This window comes from Streptomyces sp. NBC_00988, from assembly GCF_045162645.1.
Lineage (GTDB): Bacteria > Actinomycetota > Actinomycetes > Streptomycetales > Streptomycetaceae > Streptomyces.
In genome coordinates this window covers 6,103,856-6,117,678 of sequence record NZ_CP108730.1, presented here as the reverse complement: position 1 = coordinate 6,117,678, position 13,823 = coordinate 6,103,856, and the positions used below count along the sequence as shown (strand labels likewise).

Annotated in this window: 21 protein-coding genes, 1 tRNA gene and 1 other RNA gene; 10 read left to right on the top strand and 13 right to left on the bottom strand. The window is 69.2% G+C overall.

The genetic code is table 11. From position 1 onward, the window contains the following. The first annotated feature begins 163 nt into the window (after positions 1-163). Positions 164-745 carry a DUF5819 family protein gene (locus OG496_RS27985; protein WP_405972845.1) on the top strand — a complete coding sequence of 194 codons (582 nt, stop codon included), beginning with the start codon at positions 164-166 and terminating at the stop codon, positions 743-745. Beyond that, positions 735-1,874, top strand: coding sequence for an HTTM domain-containing protein (locus OG496_RS27980; RefSeq protein ID WP_405972844.1), 1,140 nt, complete (start codon positions 735-737; stop codon positions 1,872-1,874). The genes OG496_RS27985 and OG496_RS27980 overlap by 11 nt, the downstream gene beginning before the upstream one ends. A gap of 79 nt (positions 1,875-1,953) precedes the next feature. On the opposite strand, the gene OG496_RS27975 is transcribed toward OG496_RS27980, so the two are convergent. The 3 genes from OG496_RS27975 to OG496_RS27965 all read right to left on the bottom strand — a co-directional run bounded on the left by OG496_RS27975 (position 1,954) and on the right by OG496_RS27965 (position 2,693). Next, a complete protein-coding gene (locus OG496_RS27975) occupies positions 1,954-2,127 on the bottom strand; it encodes a CsbD family protein (RefSeq protein ID WP_405972843.1) in 174 nt (57 codons plus the stop codon). 61 nt (positions 2,128-2,188) lie between these two features. Beyond that, the gene (locus tag OG496_RS27970) at positions 2,189-2,371 is read right to left on the bottom strand and encodes a hydrophobic protein (RefSeq protein WP_405972842.1); all 183 of its coding nucleotides are present in this window, start codon (positions 2,369-2,371) and stop codon (positions 2,189-2,191) included. A gap of 115 nt (positions 2,372-2,486) precedes the next feature. Beyond that, on the bottom strand, positions 2,487-2,693 hold the full coding sequence (locus OG496_RS27965) for a hypothetical protein (protein ID WP_405972841.1): 207 nt from the start codon (positions 2,691-2,693) through the stop codon (positions 2,487-2,489). Positions 2,694-3,074: 381 nt separating this feature from the next. Between OG496_RS27965 and OG496_RS27960 the strand changes: the two genes are divergently transcribed. The 4 genes from OG496_RS27960 (at position 3,075) to OG496_RS27945 (ending at position 4,396) form a co-directional block, all read left to right on the top strand. After that, a complete protein-coding gene (locus OG496_RS27960; protein WP_405972840.1) occupies positions 3,075-3,350 on the top strand; it encodes a hypothetical protein in 276 nt (91 codons plus the stop codon). 83 nt (positions 3,351-3,433) lie between these two features. Further along, on the top strand, positions 3,434-3,814 hold the full coding sequence (locus tag OG496_RS27955) for an ANTAR domain-containing protein (RefSeq protein WP_405972839.1): 381 nt from the start codon (positions 3,434-3,436) through the stop codon (positions 3,812-3,814). A gap of 7 nt (positions 3,815-3,821) precedes the next feature. After that, on the top strand, positions 3,822-3,956 hold the full coding sequence (locus OG496_RS27950; RefSeq protein ID WP_405972838.1) for a hypothetical protein: 135 nt from the start codon (positions 3,822-3,824) through the stop codon (positions 3,954-3,956). A gap of 80 nt (positions 3,957-4,036) precedes the next feature. Further along, positions 4,037-4,396: an ANTAR domain-containing protein gene (locus OG496_RS27945; protein ID WP_405972837.1), complete on the top strand. Its 360-nt coding sequence runs from the start codon at positions 4,037-4,039 to the stop codon at positions 4,394-4,396. Between the two features lie 143 nt (positions 4,397-4,539). On the opposite strand, the gene OG496_RS27940 is transcribed toward OG496_RS27945, so the two are convergent. After that, the gene (locus OG496_RS27940; protein ID WP_405972836.1) at positions 4,540-4,680 is read right to left on the bottom strand and encodes a hypothetical protein; all 141 of its coding nucleotides are present in this window, start codon (positions 4,678-4,680) and stop codon (positions 4,540-4,542) included. Between the two features lie 372 nt (positions 4,681-5,052). On the opposite strand from OG496_RS27940, the gene OG496_RS27935 reads away from it, so the two are divergent. Further along, positions 5,053-5,871, top strand: a complete 819-nt coding sequence (locus tag OG496_RS27935; RefSeq protein ID WP_405972835.1) for a SigB/SigF/SigG family RNA polymerase sigma factor — start codon at positions 5,053-5,055, stop codon at positions 5,869-5,871. 48 nt (positions 5,872-5,919) lie between these two features. Here OG496_RS27935 and OG496_RS27930 read toward each other — a convergent pair whose 3' ends face one another. The 4 genes from OG496_RS27930 to OG496_RS27915 form a co-directional block, all read right to left on the bottom strand. Next, positions 5,920-6,636, bottom strand: a complete 717-nt coding sequence (locus OG496_RS27930) for a GAF and ANTAR domain-containing protein (protein ID WP_405972834.1) — start codon at positions 6,634-6,636, stop codon at positions 5,920-5,922. A 78-nt stretch (positions 6,637-6,714) separates the two neighbouring features. Further along, positions 6,715-7,476 (bottom strand): ANTAR domain-containing protein, encoded by a 762-nt coding sequence (locus tag OG496_RS27925; protein WP_405972833.1) that lies wholly within the window; start codon positions 7,474-7,476, stop codon positions 6,715-6,717. After that, the gene (locus tag OG496_RS27920; protein WP_405972832.1) at positions 7,473-8,138 is read right to left on the bottom strand and encodes a hypothetical protein; all 666 of its coding nucleotides are present in this window, start codon (positions 8,136-8,138) and stop codon (positions 7,473-7,475) included. Before OG496_RS27920 ends, OG496_RS27925 begins: the two co-directional genes overlap by 4 nt. Further along, positions 8,135-8,560, bottom strand: a complete 426-nt coding sequence (locus OG496_RS27915) for an STAS domain-containing protein (protein ID WP_405972831.1) — start codon at positions 8,558-8,560, stop codon at positions 8,135-8,137. The genes OG496_RS27920 and OG496_RS27915 overlap by 4 nt, the downstream gene beginning before the upstream one ends. Positions 8,561-9,005: 445 nt before the next feature. On the opposite strand from OG496_RS27915, the gene OG496_RS27910 reads away from it, so the two are divergent. Then, positions 9,006-9,500 carry an Asp23/Gls24 family envelope stress response protein gene (locus OG496_RS27910; RefSeq protein WP_405972830.1) on the top strand — a complete coding sequence of 165 codons (495 nt, stop codon included), beginning with the start codon at positions 9,006-9,008 and terminating at the stop codon, positions 9,498-9,500. Between the two features lie 174 nt (positions 9,501-9,674). Here the strand turns inward: OG496_RS27910 and OG496_RS27905 are convergent, their stop codons facing one another. Then, positions 9,675-9,905 carry a hypothetical protein gene (locus OG496_RS27905; protein WP_405972829.1) on the bottom strand — a complete coding sequence of 77 codons (231 nt, stop codon included), beginning with the start codon at positions 9,903-9,905 and terminating at the stop codon, positions 9,675-9,677. A 373-nt stretch (positions 9,906-10,278) separates the two neighbouring features. On the opposite strand from OG496_RS27905, the gene OG496_RS27900 reads away from it, so the two are divergent. Next, positions 10,279-10,599 carry a three-helix bundle dimerization domain-containing protein gene (locus OG496_RS27900; RefSeq protein WP_405972828.1) on the top strand — a complete coding sequence of 107 codons (321 nt, stop codon included), beginning with the start codon at positions 10,279-10,281 and terminating at the stop codon, positions 10,597-10,599. A 222-nt stretch (positions 10,600-10,821) separates the two neighbouring features. On the opposite strand, the gene OG496_RS27895 is transcribed toward OG496_RS27900, so the two are convergent. From OG496_RS27895 to OG496_RS27880, 4 genes are all read right to left on the bottom strand, one after another. Continuing rightward, on the bottom strand, positions 10,822-11,490 hold the full coding sequence (locus OG496_RS27895) for an ANTAR domain-containing protein (RefSeq protein WP_405976719.1): 669 nt from the start codon (positions 11,488-11,490) through the stop codon (positions 10,822-10,824). A gap of 338 nt (positions 11,491-11,828) precedes the next feature. Continuing rightward, positions 11,829-12,485, bottom strand: coding sequence for a hypothetical protein (locus OG496_RS27890; RefSeq protein WP_405972827.1), 657 nt, complete (start codon positions 12,483-12,485; stop codon positions 11,829-11,831). Then, complete coding sequence (locus OG496_RS27885; protein WP_405972826.1) at positions 12,482-12,907, bottom strand: STAS domain-containing protein; 426 nt, start codon at positions 12,905-12,907, stop codon at positions 12,482-12,484. Before OG496_RS27885 ends, OG496_RS27890 begins: the two co-directional genes overlap by 4 nt. A 583-nt stretch (positions 12,908-13,490) precedes the next feature. Further along, positions 13,491-13,578 (bottom strand) — tRNA-Ser (locus OG496_RS27880). 71 nt (positions 13,579-13,649) lie between these two features. On the opposite strand from OG496_RS27880, the gene ffs reads away from it, so the two are divergent. Then, positions 13,650-13,748, top strand: an RNA gene (ffs, locus tag OG496_RS27875) — signal recognition particle sRNA small type. Positions 13,749-13,823: the final 75 nt, after the last annotated feature.

Here is a 13,823-nt window from a genome sequence, read left to right as displayed (position 1 = left end):
AGAAGCCAGGACGGAAAGCCCGGGTGGGGACGTGCCGAGCGGCATCGAAACGGTGGACGTCGACGAACCGGACCGGAGCCGGGATCGGGGCGGGACAACCGTTTCCCGCCAAGGGCCTTCGAAGCCTCCGCTTCTCCTCCTGAAGGCGGGAACGAGCGCGGCTGTGGCCCTGTGTCTGGCGACCGCCCTGGTCCACGTACTCCTCGTGTTTCTGCACGTGGCGCCCCCGAACCCCCTCTCCCGGCAGTACAGCCGCCAGGTCGACGCGTGGGTCTTCCCCCTGTTCGAGCAGAACTGGCGGCTCTTCGCGCCGGATCCGGAGTCGGTCAACCGGCAGATCTCGGCACGGACCATGCACACCGCCCCGGACGGCAGGGTGCGCGTGAGCGGCTGGTTCGATCTGAGCGGCGTCGACAACTCGGCGGTGAGGCACGACGTCTTCCCGAGCCACACCGCGCAGAACATGCTGCGGCGGGCCTGGAGTTCGTACCTCGAAACCCATGGCGGTGACGACCGGCCCCGCTCGGAGCGGGCGCTGATGATGCAGAAGTACCTGACCGACATCGCGGCGGACCGCATCACCGACCACCGCGGCGGCACCTTCGAGTCCGTTCAGCTGCGAGTGATCACCGTGCCCATCGCCGCGCCGGCCGAGGGGCCCGGCCCCGGTTCGTCCGCTGCCGCGCCGAAGTCCGTCGAAACGCGGTATCTGCCCTGGTGGAAGGTGACCTCCCATGGAAACTGAGCAGGCACTCGCTCCGCACCGAGGTATCCCACGTATCCCCGACGGGGCGGACGCGGGCTCGCCGCGCCGCGGACCGGAGCGGGTCGGTGCGTTCCTCACCGTCCTGACCGAGCGGCCCCTCTCCCTCTACGCCGCGGCCGTTCTGCGCATCGGCTACGGATTCCTCTACCTCGTCTTCCTGCTGCGCGAGTTCCCGCACCGCGACGAGATCTGGGGGCCCGGGTCACCGTGGACACCCGAGCTGGCCAGGCAGCTGTTCGACCAGACCGGGTGGGCCAGCATCCTCACCCTGTCCGACAGCCGGCCCTACTTCGAGACCTGCTACGCCCTGGCCCTCGTCACGTCCGCGCTGTTCCTGCTGGGCTGGCGGACCCGGGTGGTGTCCGTGGTGTTCGCGGTCATGGTGGCGTCGTTCCACGCCAGGGCGATCTTCATGACCGACGGAGGAGACAACCTCATCCTCCTGATGGCGATCTACCTCACCCTCACCGCGTGCGGCCGACGCTGGTCCCTGGACGCGCGCAGAACCCGTCGCCGGGCCTCCGCGGGGAAGGGGGAGAGCGGCTCGACAGACTCAGGAGCAGACGGCCTCCGGCATCAACTGGCCATGTCCCGCCGGACCTTGACGGCAGTACTCCACAACTGCGGCATGTTCGTCATCGCGGCCCAGGTCTGCTTCCTCTACGGATCCGCGGGCCTCTACAAGGTGCAGGGCGGCTCCTGGGGCAACGGCACCGCCCTCCACTACGTCCTGAACCTCGACCTGTTCCGGCCCTGGCCCGAGCTCTCGCTCCTGGCGGACGAGCACGACGTGCTGATCGCCGTCGCCTGCTACGTGACCGTGCTGGTGCAGGTCGCCTTCCCGTTCGTCCTGTTCGGACGGCTCAAATACCCTGTCCTGACCATGCTGTTGGGGATGCATCTGGGCATCGCCGTCCTCATGGGGCTGCCGCTCTTCTCCGGCGCGATGATCATCGCGGACGCCGCGTTCCTGCCGGACCGCTTCTACCGCGCACTGGGACAACTGTTGCGTCCCGTCGGCCGATGGGCACATGTCGCGGAGGCGGAGGCTACGGCCCGTGGAGGGGCGGCACTCGTGCCGCCGCAGCCGACACCGCCGAGCCGATGAAGGTCTTGTGGTCCGCGCGGCGACGGTCGGCCCACTGAGCTCTCGTGGTCGATGACGGCGCCGCCCGGGGCACTGCCGGTCAGCGCTTGAAGGCGTTCTTGGCCTTGTCGCCGACTTGCTTCAGGTTTCCGGAGATCCGGTCGGTCCTGCCGTGCCGCTGCAGTCGCCTGTTGCGGGTGGTGCGGCCGATGCGTTCCGTGACCCGGCCCTTGAACGCCTGGGTCCGGTACTTGATGGTCTGTCCGATGCTCATGGCTGTCCTCTGCTCTGGTGCTGGATGGGCTCCTGCGGGCGGGAGAGCGCGCTGGTGTGGACTACCCGCGACCGCGGCCGTACCGCCTGCCTCCGCGACGCCTGCCTCCGCCGCGCCCGCGCCTCGCGAAGCTGAAGATCCAGACGACCAGGAGTACGGCGGCGACCCACCACAGGGCCTGCGTGGTGAAGCCGAGCCCGAACACCACCAGGATCAGCAGAAAGAGAAGGATCCACAGGATCATTGCCGGGCCTCCGGATCGCGGGAAGTTCCTGAGTTCCGCGGGGGCCGGGCGAAGCGGGGAGGTGGAATGCCGCCCGAACGATCCGGAGCGGCACGGTCCTACACCGTGCTGTCAGTCAACGCCCGGCGACTTCCCGTGTCAACGCGGTCTCGATACGGGGGAGTTCAGAGAGCTGGGCAGGGGCCGCTGGGGCCAACAGATCCTCGATGAGGGCTTCGACCGGCTCTGGTGTCGGCAGGATGCGGTCCTCCCACCAGGACAGGCCCAGCACGGTGGCGAGGAGGACGAAGGGGGTTGAGGCCGGAAGGATCAGGGCGTACATGGGTGCCGCCTGCGGTGGTATGCGTGCGAGGCGGCGGACAACGGAAAGGTGCCCGCCCGGGGCGCATCGATGCCGCGCCGGGATCCGGTGGCGACGGCGGGTGTGGGAGCGGCCCGTGGGGGCGGGACGGGTTCCGGCACTGATGCGCGAGATGCGCCCCTGAAGGGGCGCGAGAAGTGATCGACGCTGCCGGGGGCTCGGGCCGTAGCACGCACGGTAGCCCCTCGCCGCACTCCCGCGACAGGCGTCAAGTGGCCATTCGTTCCCAGGTGGCAGACCGTTACACGGGTCGCTGTCCACACCCTCTGGGCAGAGCTACGCTGTTGGAACAGGCCCCGGCCCCCGGCAGTGTCGCGTTGTTCCGACCCGGGGAGGCCCGCCGTGTTCGTTCTGCTTCTCATCCCGATCGTGGTCCTGTTCGGCCTCGGCTTCCTCAATCCCCTTTGGTGGGTGGCCGCGGCCGTGTTGGTCTTCGCTGCCACCCGGCACGGCCGCGGTGGTGGCGGCTGGATCCGTGGTGACGGTTCCGATCTCGGGGAGTACCGGGACTACGAGAACCGCCGGGATCGGCAGGACCGCTGGGACCGCCGCTACAGCCGTCGGCACCGGGCCCGCTGGAGGCGCGAGGACCGCAGGGACCGTGAACGCCGTGGGTGAGCGATGAACCGGCCTGACATCCAGAGGTTCCGGGACGGCTTTCGCCACACCGGACGCGCGGAAACCGTGGAGAGGCAGATGCCATGCGCCGCACAGCCTTCCTTCCGAAGGACTGGTGGAGTCCGAGGGCCGAAGCCTCAGCGGAGCAGGACCCGGCGGGCCAGGATGTCGTGGCGCTGCGCGCCGAGAACGATCAGCTCCGTCGCGTGCTGTCCGGCCGGACGGTCGTTGACCAGGCGTGCGGCATGGTGATGGTCCTGGCTCCCTGTCGCCGCGGGCCGGCCAGGAGCCTGCTGGTGGACGTCGCGCGGCAGTGCAATGCCCAACTTCCGGACGTGGCAGCCGCCGTGGTCGCTGCCTGGGAGGGTGAGCCGCTCTCGCGGCTGATGCGGCGCGCGCTGCGGCACGCGTTGCGGCGGCTCTATGCGGAAGACCGAGGGTGCGATGCACCAACCGTCGGATGAGCCGGCCGTGGCGACGGTATGGACCGGACTGCCCACGCCGCACCGCTCGTTCTTCGTCCCCGTCCAGGACGCGATCTTCAAGCACTACGGCCTGCCCTGCCGGCCCGGTGCGGCCGGCGAACGGCAACTGGCCCGCCGCTGACCGTTCGTGGGCACGACTCATGGGCACGACTCATGGGCACGACGACTGCGTTGTGAGGACTGCGTTGTGAGGTACGCACCATGCACCAACTGACCACGCCCCGCGAAGAACAGCCTCTGCCGACGGCTGCGACGTCGACGGAGGACGAGGCGCCGGCCATCGAGATCCTCCAACTACGAGCCAGGAATGAACAGTTGGAGCGGGCGCTGATAAGTCGTGCGGTGATCGACCAGGCACGCGGCATGGTGATGGCCCTGGCACCGTGTTCCAGTCACAGGGCCTGGGGCCTGCTGGTGGAGGTGTCGCAGCACTGCAACGTCAAACTCCGGGACGTTGCCGCGGCACTGGTCGCCACGGCGAACGACGAGACGCTTCCGGCACCCGTACGACAGGAACTGCGCCGGGCGCTTCGGCGCCTTCATACGGAAGACCGGCGGTGAAGGGTCTGTATCCCCAGCAGGCCAGCGGCACCGGGAGCTGTGAACTCAACTCACCGGTGCCTTCGTCCGGCACGGCCGTTGGACGCCTCTGTTGGGTAGCCCACCTCGTGGACCTCAAACACCGGCCCGGCCCCTCCCCCAAGTCACCGCGGTGGTGGCAGGTAGACCGTGAGCGCACGGGTCGCTTTGTCGAGGTGGAGTGTGTCGACGGCCGGGCTCACCTCGCCGTCATGGGTGTAGTCCTCGTCGTCGCCCATTCCGTCGATCCGCAGCCGGGTGACCATGGTGGCCCGAGGCGACGCGCGCGAGGAGCCGTGCGTCGATACCGCGGAGGTGTCTCATGCCGACTGCGTACCCGCAGAGGTACCGACCACGCGATTGCCCGCCCACAGGAATCGCCCAACGACCCATTCCACATTGCCCGTTGACGATCGGGGTCCCCGCGGTACCCGGCAGCGCGGGCCTTCCACCAGAAGCCACGCGGGCTCCACCGGGCGTCCGCTGCCGCCTGTTTGAGAGCGGACTGTGCGGGAAGCCGTCCGGTGTGCTTCGGACCGGAGGCACGCCCGTGGGAGCGGTTCTCGCTGCTTCCCCGTGTGCTGAGGTCTGCCGACTCCCACGGTGAGCGACTCCACCGATCAGGGAGACACGCGCCCATGCCGTACCCCCGCACGCAGAGCCGCCGCAGCACCCGCACCTACGACGACGCCCCGGACACCGACGCCACGTTCCGCCGTATCGCCACCCTCCCGGAGGGTCCGGAGAGGTCCGCGCTGCGCCAGGAGGTGGTGTGCGCCTGGATGCCGATGGCCGTGCGGCTGGCCCGGCGCTTCCGGCATCGCGGCGAGACCTTCGACGACCTCAAACAGGTCGCCCAACTCGGCCTGGTCAAAGCCGTGTTCCGGTTCGACCCGAGTCTCGGCACCGCCTTCCCGAGCTATGCCATACCGACGATCCTCGGCGAGGTGAAACGGCACTTCCGCGACAGCCTCTGGATCGTGCACGTGCCGCGACACGTACAGGACTTACGCATCCAGGCCCGCTTCGCCGCTCAGGAGTGCGGTGCGCCGGGCGGCCGCGAACCCTCCGTCCCGGAGATCGCCGCGCACACCGGTCTGACCGAGGCGGAGGTACGGCTGGGCCGGGGCGCGCCGACGAGCTTCGCCGCCCTGTCCCTGGACGCCGTGCCCGGCCGCGGCGAGCAGAGCAACCCGCTGACCGAGACCCTCGGCGACATGGAGCCCGGCTTCGACCGGATCGTCAACCGCGCGGCACTCCGTCCCTTGCTGCGGGCCCTGCCCGAACGCGAACGGCACATCCTCTACATGAGGTTCTTCTGCGAGATGACACAGAGCCGCATCGCCCTGCAACTCGGCATCTCCCAGATGTACGTCTCCCGCCTGATCATCCGCACCTGCGCACGCCTGCGCCACCAGATGATGGCCGACACCCACGATCCGAGGAAGGCATCGTGACGACGTCCAGAGTCCACGGGCGGCGTCACCGCTCTGGGCGTGGGGCGGTCAGGCCGCCAGGCCGGGGAGCGGTTCGGAGCCGTCGATGAAGGCGCGGGCCACGTCGGACAGGCGCCGGTTGTGGGCGCGGGCGTAGCCGCGCAGTGTGGTGAAGGCCCGTTCCATGTCGACGTTCTGACGTTCGGCGAGTTTTCCCTTGGCCTGTTCGATCAGGATGCGGCTGTTCAGCGCGTTCTGCAGCTGCTCGTTGAGGACGGTGCTGCGATGGCTGGAGCGTTGTTGCAGCAGGCTGATGGTGGCCACGTCGGCCAGGGCCTGGGCGATGGGCGTGCCGACCGGGTCGAAGGAGCCGGGAGTGGCGCGGAAGAGGTTCAGGGCTCCGACGGTCTCCTCCCGCAGACGCATCGGCAGGGCCTGGACCGCTCCGAATCCGCCGCGGTGGGCCGCGGTGACGAAACGCGGCCAGCGGTCGACCTCCCGGGTCAGGTCGGGGACGATCACCTGTGTGCCGGTCCGGAAGGCCTCCAGGCAGGGGCCTTCGTCGCTCTGGAGCTGGAAGAGTTCCAGCAGGCGTACCTGTTCGTCGGAGGCGGCCATGACGCGCAGTTTGCCGTCGTGGTCGGCGAGCAGTACGCCGGCGGCGCTCGCGTCGAGCATGCTCACGCAGCGGTCGGTGAGCAGGCGCAGGAAGTCGATGAGGTCGAAGTCGGCGACCAGGTTGTCGGCCAGCTCGACGAAGGTCTTGGCCAGGAGTTGCTGATTCAACGGAGTCACCCTCGGTTGAGACTAGTCCCGCCGGGAGGGGGCGGGAAGCACAGCACGTTCGTCGCCGGAGCCGATGGGTCAGGTGCCGTCGTCGGTACGTTTCGGTTCGTTGTCCGGAGAGAAGAGGAGCCGGTGGGCCACCACGTCGGCGGCCACGTCGGCGAGCCGGCGCCCCTGCGTATAGGAGTAGGCACGGAGCCGTACGAAGGCTTCGTCGATGCCGACACCGAGCTGGACGGTGAGGATGCCGGTGGCCTGGTCGATCTCCGCCCGGTAGCCGCCCAGGTCTTCGAAGCCCCGGTCGAGCAGGGCTCCGTCGACCGGGGCGCTCGTCTCCTCGATCCGTGCGTCGAGCAGGAGCAGCGTGGCGAGATCGGCGAACGCCAGCGCATCGGCCAGCTGCTCCGCGTCCAGCACGGTGGGTACGTCGGCGTACAGGTCGAGGACTCCCGGGCTGATCGCCCCCATCTGCAGAGGGAGTGCGAACACCGCGCGTGCCCCGGCTTCCAGGGCCGCGTCCGCGAACACGGTCCAGTGGTCCTGCAGTTGACCGGTCAGCAGGTCGGGTGTGAGGACGGCGTAGCCGTGGGCGAAGGCGTCCACGCAGGGTCCCTCACCGAGGGTGAGCTGGAGTTCTTCCAGTTGTTCGCTGATGGTGTCGGTGCTGCACAGCGGATGGCTCGCGGTGGTCCTGGACATCGCTGATATGCCGGCCCCGCCGACCGGCAGTGCGGCCACGGCAGCGGTGCACACGTCGACCACGCCGACGCGGGCACCGCGTCGGGCGGCCTGCTCGGCGACCAGCACCTGGATGCGGACCGAGCGGCCGTCGGACTTCACGTGGGCCACCGGCTCCAGGCGTCGTGGGCCAGGCCCTCCAGCCGCGCCGTGGTCCGTTCCCCGACCGGGAGCACCAGCGCACGGAACATGGTCGGGCCCGCCGGCCGCCACACTTCTCCGACGTCCAGCCATCCCCAGGAGCGGAGCGAGGTGCGGGTCGGATGATCGTCGGGATCCACCAAGGTGGCGCCGAGAGACGCCTGATGGTCGCTCAGCAGCCGTTCCTGCAATCGGCAGGCCACGTCCTGGTCCTGCGGATGAGGGCGGACCAGGATGTCGGTGATCGCGAAGACGCCGCCGGACGCGGTGAGTTGCTCAAGGCCCTGCGGCAGTGGTCCGTCGAACCCGAGCCACCAGAAGCCGTCGCTGCACACCGGGAACCCGAAGGCGCATCCGACCAGGTGGTCCGTCTCCGCGATCACCATGGCGAACCCCGGCCTGCGGATGTCGCCGGTGAGGCGGTTCAGGAAGTCCTGGCGGCTGCGGCTGCGGTGCGCCTCGGCGGTGGACGTCTCGCGGGATTCGACGTACAGATCCGCCAGCTCCCCGCCCAGGCCCTGTGCCAGCCAGTGGTTCACGCGGCGCAACCGCACCGCGTCCATGGTCGACGACTCGCCCGCGCGGGGCTTGTGTTGCTGCCTCTGCTCCGGCTGGGCCGTCATCGCGCATCGCCCGAGCCGGCAGCCACCAGTGGAGTACTCCGGTGCGGCGGGGGCTGGACGGCCGGGGCCGGGACAGCCCCGGAAGGAGGTGACAGTTGCCCGACCGGAGGGCCGAGGAGCAGGAGCTCGCAGCCGGTGAGGTCGAGGATCCGCTCCAGTGTCGGTGGCGGGTGGTGCAGTTGAAGGATTCCGCCGGCCTCGGTGGTCTTCTGCGTGGCGTAGAGGAAGGCGTTGAGGCCGCTGCAGTCGCAGAAGGTCACGGGGGTGAGGTCGACATCGAGGATGCGGATGCCGTCGCTCAGGCACCGCGCCAGTGCTGCGCGCACCAGCGGCGCCGATTCCAGGTCGATCTCACCGGCCAGGGTGATCAGTGCCCGGTTGCGTCGGTCATGACAGTAGACAGTGAGCTGGGACAAGGGCATGACGCCTCGGTTCGAAGACCATCCGGCAGCGAGGTGGGGATGCCGGGTTTCCCGGCCCCTCTTGGCGCGCTGTCCGCAGGGGCGTACGTTCGGCGGAGGCGAAGCGAGGGCCGGTCCGAGGGCCTGTGCGACAGGACAGCGGACCCACCCGGTTCCCTCCAGGGATGCGCCGGTGACGGACGAAGAATCCGCTCCCCGCAGCCATCTGTGTCGAGCAACGACAGGCCGCCGGGGTCTGGGACGCCCGGACAACAGCATAGTCCTCGACCCGGCGCGGCAGACGGCCCGAAGCCACCCCCATCTCAGGACATGGACGGCTTCAAAATGCCGGTGGCACGTACATGTCCGGTGCCCTGCACGGTAGTTGAGAGAGCGGCACGAGGGGTGGCGGCCGACAGCCGCTCAGGGATGGCAGTCCGTCGACTGCCCGAGGAGGTGGCTTCGCATGACGGAGCCGAACGGTTCGATCCTGCGGAACTCCGATCCCGATGAGCCCCGCACCGGCATGGGCACGACGCTTCAGCCCGCACGGCCCGGGCCTCAGGAACCGCCCGAGACCCGAGGCCGGACGACCATCGCGGACGGGGTGGTGGAGAAGATCGCCGGAATCGCCGCACGGGAGGTCCCCGGGATCAACGCGTTGGGCGGTGGATTCACCCGCACCATGGGCGCCGTACGCGACCGGGTCCCCGGCGGGCACGCGAGCGCGGGACGCGGCGTCACGGTCGAGGTCGGCGAGAAGCAGACCGCCATCGACCTCCAGGTCGTCGTCGCATACGGGGTGAGCATCCGTGAGGTCGCCGCGGAGGTCCGCGAGAACGTGATCGCGGCGGTGGAACGGATGACGGGCCTGGAGGTCGTCGAGGTGAACATCGCCGTCAACGACGTGCACCTGCCGGACGAGGGCGCGCCGCGGACCAGCGAGGAGCGCGTGCTCTAGTCGCGAGGCGGGCAGTGGCAGGGCCTCTGCCCCATCGCTCCTCGCGGCGGAGGGGCAGCCGCCGACTGCAGGCGGTGATCGCCTGATCCGGGCTCAACTCGGCCCCACTGACGGGTAGTCCGAGGTGGCTCCGCGTTCGGATCCGTCGGCGGGAGGACGGGACACATCGCTCGCTCAGCGTCGACTCGCGCTCCTCCGGCTGGAGTTGCCCCGGGTGGAGCTTCCCCGGCTGGAGCTTCCCCGGCTGGAGCTTCGCCGGGTGGACCAGCCCGACCCCACGCCGGCCGAGTGCGCTGCGAGGAAGGCAAGCCCGACGAGCATGAGGCTCGTCGGGCTGAAGATCACGTCGGTCGACGTCTCGGTGACACGGATGATGAAGGCGATGGCGAAGAATGCGGCGGCCACGAATGCGAGCATCTGTCTACCCCTACCGGTGGACGACGAGTCACACGTGATCCCGGTGGCTGCGCCGCTGCCTGCCGGGTTCCCCGGACGGCGCCGATCAGTCGCGTGGATCCCGTGCCGAAGCCGGTGGCGACGCCTCGTCGCCCGACCTGCTGAGGCCGTGGACGAGGCAACCGGGACGGCTGGTACCACGGGCCGTCGACCGCCCGGCTCGCAGGCCGACCGACTTGAGATGGCGAGTCGGTGAACACATCCGGTGGGCCGTTTCGCGGACGCGATCCGTGCGAGTGTGGGAAGCGGACAGGCCGACACCGAGCACCTGGCCACGGATCGGATGCCGCGGTCGGCCGTCCGCGACAGTGAGGAGCGCCCCATGGGCGCGAACACGGCCGAAGCCGCGGTACCTGACGCCATTCAGGCACTGACGGACCGACTGACGACCTCCTACGGCGACCTGCTGACGCCTGTGATCGTGCGGGATGTGGTGCAGGACTGCTACCAGCCGCTCAGCAACGCTCGTATCCCCACCTACGTGCCGATCCTCGTCGAGCACGGCAGCCGTACCAAGCTGCGGCAACTCACCCGGCGCTCCGATCCCACGGTTCTCCATCGCGAGCACTCCGACGGGGCACGAGGTCACTCGATCACAAGGGCCTGTCGAAGGGTGCGGAGCGCCCTGACCCGATCGGCATGAGCACGTCCCCACCCACCGCACGCAACGAAGACCTCTGGTGCGATTGCCGTCGGCTCGCGATTGGCGTTCCCAGCCGTGTGGTCGCGGCGACCGATGAAGCTGCCGTTCACCGCGTTCTACCAGTCCGCGCGCCGGTGAAGTCCAAGTGATAGTGCCTCCGGCCCGCACCACATGCTGCTGGTGGCGGCTGGTCGCGATGCGCCGGGGCTTGCTCGCGAGTGGTCAGACGATCAGGCCGTTGAGGGGTTCGGTGCCGTCGATGAAGGTGCGGGCCAGGTCGGACAGTCGGCGGTTGTGGGCGCGGGCGTAGGCGCGCAGCGCGGAGAAAGCCTGTTCCATGTCGATGTCGAGGCGTTCGGCCAGTTTGCCCTTGGCCTGTTCGATCAGGACGCGGCTGCTCAGCGCGGTCTGTAACTGTTCGCTGAGGACGGCGCCGCGGTCAGTGGAGCGTTGCTGCAGCAGGCTGATGGTGGCTACATCGGCCAGGGCCTGGGCGATGAGTGTGCCCGCCGGATCGAAGGGGCCGGCGTCGGAGCGGAAGAGGCTCAGGGCGCCGACGACCTCGTCCCGCAGGCGCATCGGCAGGGCCTGGACCGCCGCGAACCCACTGTGGTGGGCCTGCGCGGCGAAGCGCGGCCAGCGGTGGATCTCTGTGGTCACGTCGGGGATGGAGACCGGTGCGCCGGTGCGGAAGGTCTCCAGGCAGGGGCCTTCGTCGTTCTGGAGCTGGAAGAGTTCCAGCACGCGCACCCGTTCGCTGGAGGCGGCCACGACCCGGAGTTCGCCGTTGCGGTCGGCGAGCAGTACCCCTGCCGCACTCACACCGAGCAGGCCGACGCAGCGGTCGGTCAGCAGGCTCAGAAAGTCCATCAGGTCGAAGTCGGCGACCATGTTGTCGGCCAGCTCGACGAACGTCCTGGACAGGAGCTGCTGATCCGTCGCATGCACCCTTGTCCTGGGAGTGGTTCCGGCCGGGGAACGGCGGGACCGGCTGTCAGGCGTCATCGTCGCGCAGACCGGGGTTCGTGTCCGCAGGTGATCGGAGGCGGCGGGCGATCACGTCGCGGATGACCAAGCCTCCGTCGTGCCGCTCGTCGGCATGGGTCCGCCGCCTGCCCGGCCGCCAGCCCCTGGACCCGGGTCGACCGGCCGTCAGTTGTCACAAGTCGCGCTTGCCGTCCCACCGTTCATCCCCTCACGCGCGTGCCTCAACCCTGGCCCTGCTGCGGCTACTGGATTCGTGCTGGGTGCGCGAGGTCACCCGGCTCCGCGGTCGTCCGCTCTGCGAGGGGAAGGACCAGGGCCCGCAACACGGTTGGGCCCGGTGGCCTGTAGAGCAGGCCGATGTCGTGCCATCCTCGCGACCGGAATCCGGCACAGGCCGCACGATGGGTCCGGTCCACCAGGGTTGCGCCGAGCAGAGCCCGGCGGTCGGCGAGCAGCCGCTCCTGCAGGCGGTCGGCCAGGCCGTGGTACCGCTCGGAGGGACGGACCACCGTCCCGCTGATGGCGAAGACCTGTCCGGACGTGGTGAGTTGAGCGATGTGCTGTGGGAGTGGTCCACGGAATCCCGTCCACCAGGAGCCGTCGCGCGCTACGGGGAATCCGAACGCGTATCCCACCAGGCGGGGTGCCTGGGCGGTCACCATGGTGAACCCCGGTCGCCACGTGTCGTGTGTGAGACGGCGCAGGAAGTCCTTCCGGCCGCTGTGCTCCCACCCGGGTGTTGTGGCGCAGGACTCCGCGTACAGGTCTGCCAGGTCCTCGCGCAGTCCCTCGGCCTGCCAGCGGTTGAGCCGGCGCAGACCCAGGGGCGACGTGCGCGTGGCGAGCGGCAGACGACCTGGGCCCGTTCGCGGTCGGCCCGGCCCTGGTAAGGCCGTCACAGCACACCGCTCGGGAGAGCGGGCAGGGTCGGAGCGGGCCAGTGTGCGGCCTGGGGCAGGGGAAAGGGCTGCGGAGGCGTCCAGTTCCCGGCGTGGGCATCCGGGAGGGTGACGAAGAGGGAACCGGAGCCGGTGAGTGTGACGAGGCGTTCCAACGCCGGGCTGGGATGGCGCAGTTGCAGGGATCCTCCGGCCGCGGCGGTGTGCAGCAAGGCGCAGAGGAAGGCGTTGAGGCTGTTGTGGCCGCAGAAGGTCACGGCGGTGACATCGACGTCGATGGCGCGGATGCCGTCGTGGAGACAGCGCTCCAGGGACGCGTGCACCAGGGGCGCGGAGTCGAGGTCGATCTCGCCGGTCAGGGTGATCAGTGCCCGGTTGCCGGTGTCGTGCCGGTGGACGTTCAGGACGGGTGGGACACGCATGGGCGGGGTGCCTCGGTTCACGAGACCGTGCCGGGAAGCCGGGACGGTCGTACTGTCGTGCGGGCAGGTGAACGACCGGTCCAGCAGCCGATGTTCCGGGGCGTGGGACCCAGTCGGTTCCCTCGGGGATGCGCTGGGCGAGGGGACGAGTGATCCGCTCTCCGCAGACATACGGGCCAAGCAACGGTGGCCCGCCGGGGTCTGGGACGTCCGTATGAAGCATAGTCCTGGGGCCCATCCCACGGTCGGCCCCGAAGACGGGTACCACGATGTTTACAAAGCGATCTCGACGCCGTCACCGCCCGACTCACCCTCCGCTGGAGTTCGGGCAGCACCGAGGATGCCGTGAACAGCATCAAAAAGATCAAAAGGCGGCTATACGGGCATGCCGAATTCGAACTACTCCGCAAGATGATCCTGCTTCAGTAGCTGTCCAAGACTGTTCCCGTCATCGCTGCCAGAGCCCGCTGGCACTCGCCCCAGCCACCGTCGGGCTACAACTGCAACCAAAACTGCAACCACGCACGACGATGGGCCCCGCTGCAAGCAGCGGGGCCCATCGACATCGTGCCCGGTGAGGCACTGGCGGAGGATACGAGATTCGAACTCGTGAGGGGTTGCCCCCAACACGCTTTCCAAGCGTGCGCCCTAGGCCACTAGGCGAATCCTCCGCGGCAAACAATACAAGACGTTGAGGAGTGCTCGCGAACTCGTTCCCCCCGCTCAGATCCTGTAGCCTGTGCGGAGCCCCTCACGCGGCGCTATCTGACTGAACTCCCCCAGGGCCGGAAGGCAGCAAGGGTAGGTTGGCTCTGGCGGGTGCGTGGGGGGCGCTTGCGTTTCCGGGGTCGGGTTTCCAGGGCGGGACAGTCTGCCGGGGGCCGAGGCAGTTGCCCAGGGGTTGGGACAGGCGCCC

Excerpts from the sequence above, each read along its gene's own strand:
- OG496_RS27980 (WP_405972844.1), top strand. The coding sequence starts at position 735 with ATGGAAACTGAGCAGGCACTCGCTCCGCACCGAGGTATCCCACGTATC.
- OG496_RS27975 (WP_405972843.1), bottom strand. The coding sequence starts at position 2,127 with ATGAGCATCGGACAGACCATCAAGTACCGGACCCAGGCGTTCAAGGGC.
- OG496_RS27970 (WP_405972842.1), bottom strand. The coding sequence starts at position 2,371 with ATGATCCTGTGGATCCTTCTCTTTCTGCTGATCCTGGTGGTGTTCGGG.
- OG496_RS27965 (WP_405972841.1), bottom strand. The coding sequence starts at position 2,693 with ATGTACGCCCTGATCCTTCCGGCCTCAACCCCCTTCGTCCTCCTCGCC.
- OG496_RS27955 (WP_405972839.1), top strand. The coding sequence starts at position 3,434 with ATGCGCCGCACAGCCTTCCTTCCGAAGGACTGGTGGAGTCCGAGGGCC.
- OG496_RS27945 (WP_405972837.1), top strand. The coding sequence starts at position 4,037 with ATGCACCAACTGACCACGCCCCGCGAAGAACAGCCTCTGCCGACGGCT.
- OG496_RS27940 (WP_405972836.1), bottom strand. The coding sequence starts at position 4,680 with ATGGTCACCCGGCTGCGGATCGACGGAATGGGCGACGACGAGGACTAC.
- OG496_RS27935 (WP_405972835.1), top strand. The coding sequence starts at position 5,053 with ATGCCGTACCCCCGCACGCAGAGCCGCCGCAGCACCCGCACCTACGAC.
- OG496_RS27920 (WP_405972832.1), bottom strand. The coding sequence starts at position 8,138 with ATGACGGCCCAGCCGGAGCAGAGGCAGCAACACAAGCCCCGCGCGGGC.
- OG496_RS27915 (WP_405972831.1), bottom strand. The coding sequence starts at position 8,560 with ATGCCCTTGTCCCAGCTCACTGTCTACTGTCATGACCGACGCAACCGG.
- OG496_RS27910 (WP_405972830.1), top strand. The coding sequence starts at position 9,006 with ATGACGGAGCCGAACGGTTCGATCCTGCGGAACTCCGATCCCGATGAG.
- OG496_RS27900 (WP_405972828.1), top strand. The coding sequence starts at position 10,279 with ATGGGCGCGAACACGGCCGAAGCCGCGGTACCTGACGCCATTCAGGCA.
- OG496_RS27895 (WP_405976719.1), bottom strand. The coding sequence starts at position 11,490 with ATGGTCGCCGACTTCGACCTGATGGACTTTCTGAGCCTGCTGACCGAC.
- OG496_RS27885 (WP_405972826.1), bottom strand. The coding sequence starts at position 12,907 with ATGCGTGTCCCACCCGTCCTGAACGTCCACCGGCACGACACCGGCAAC.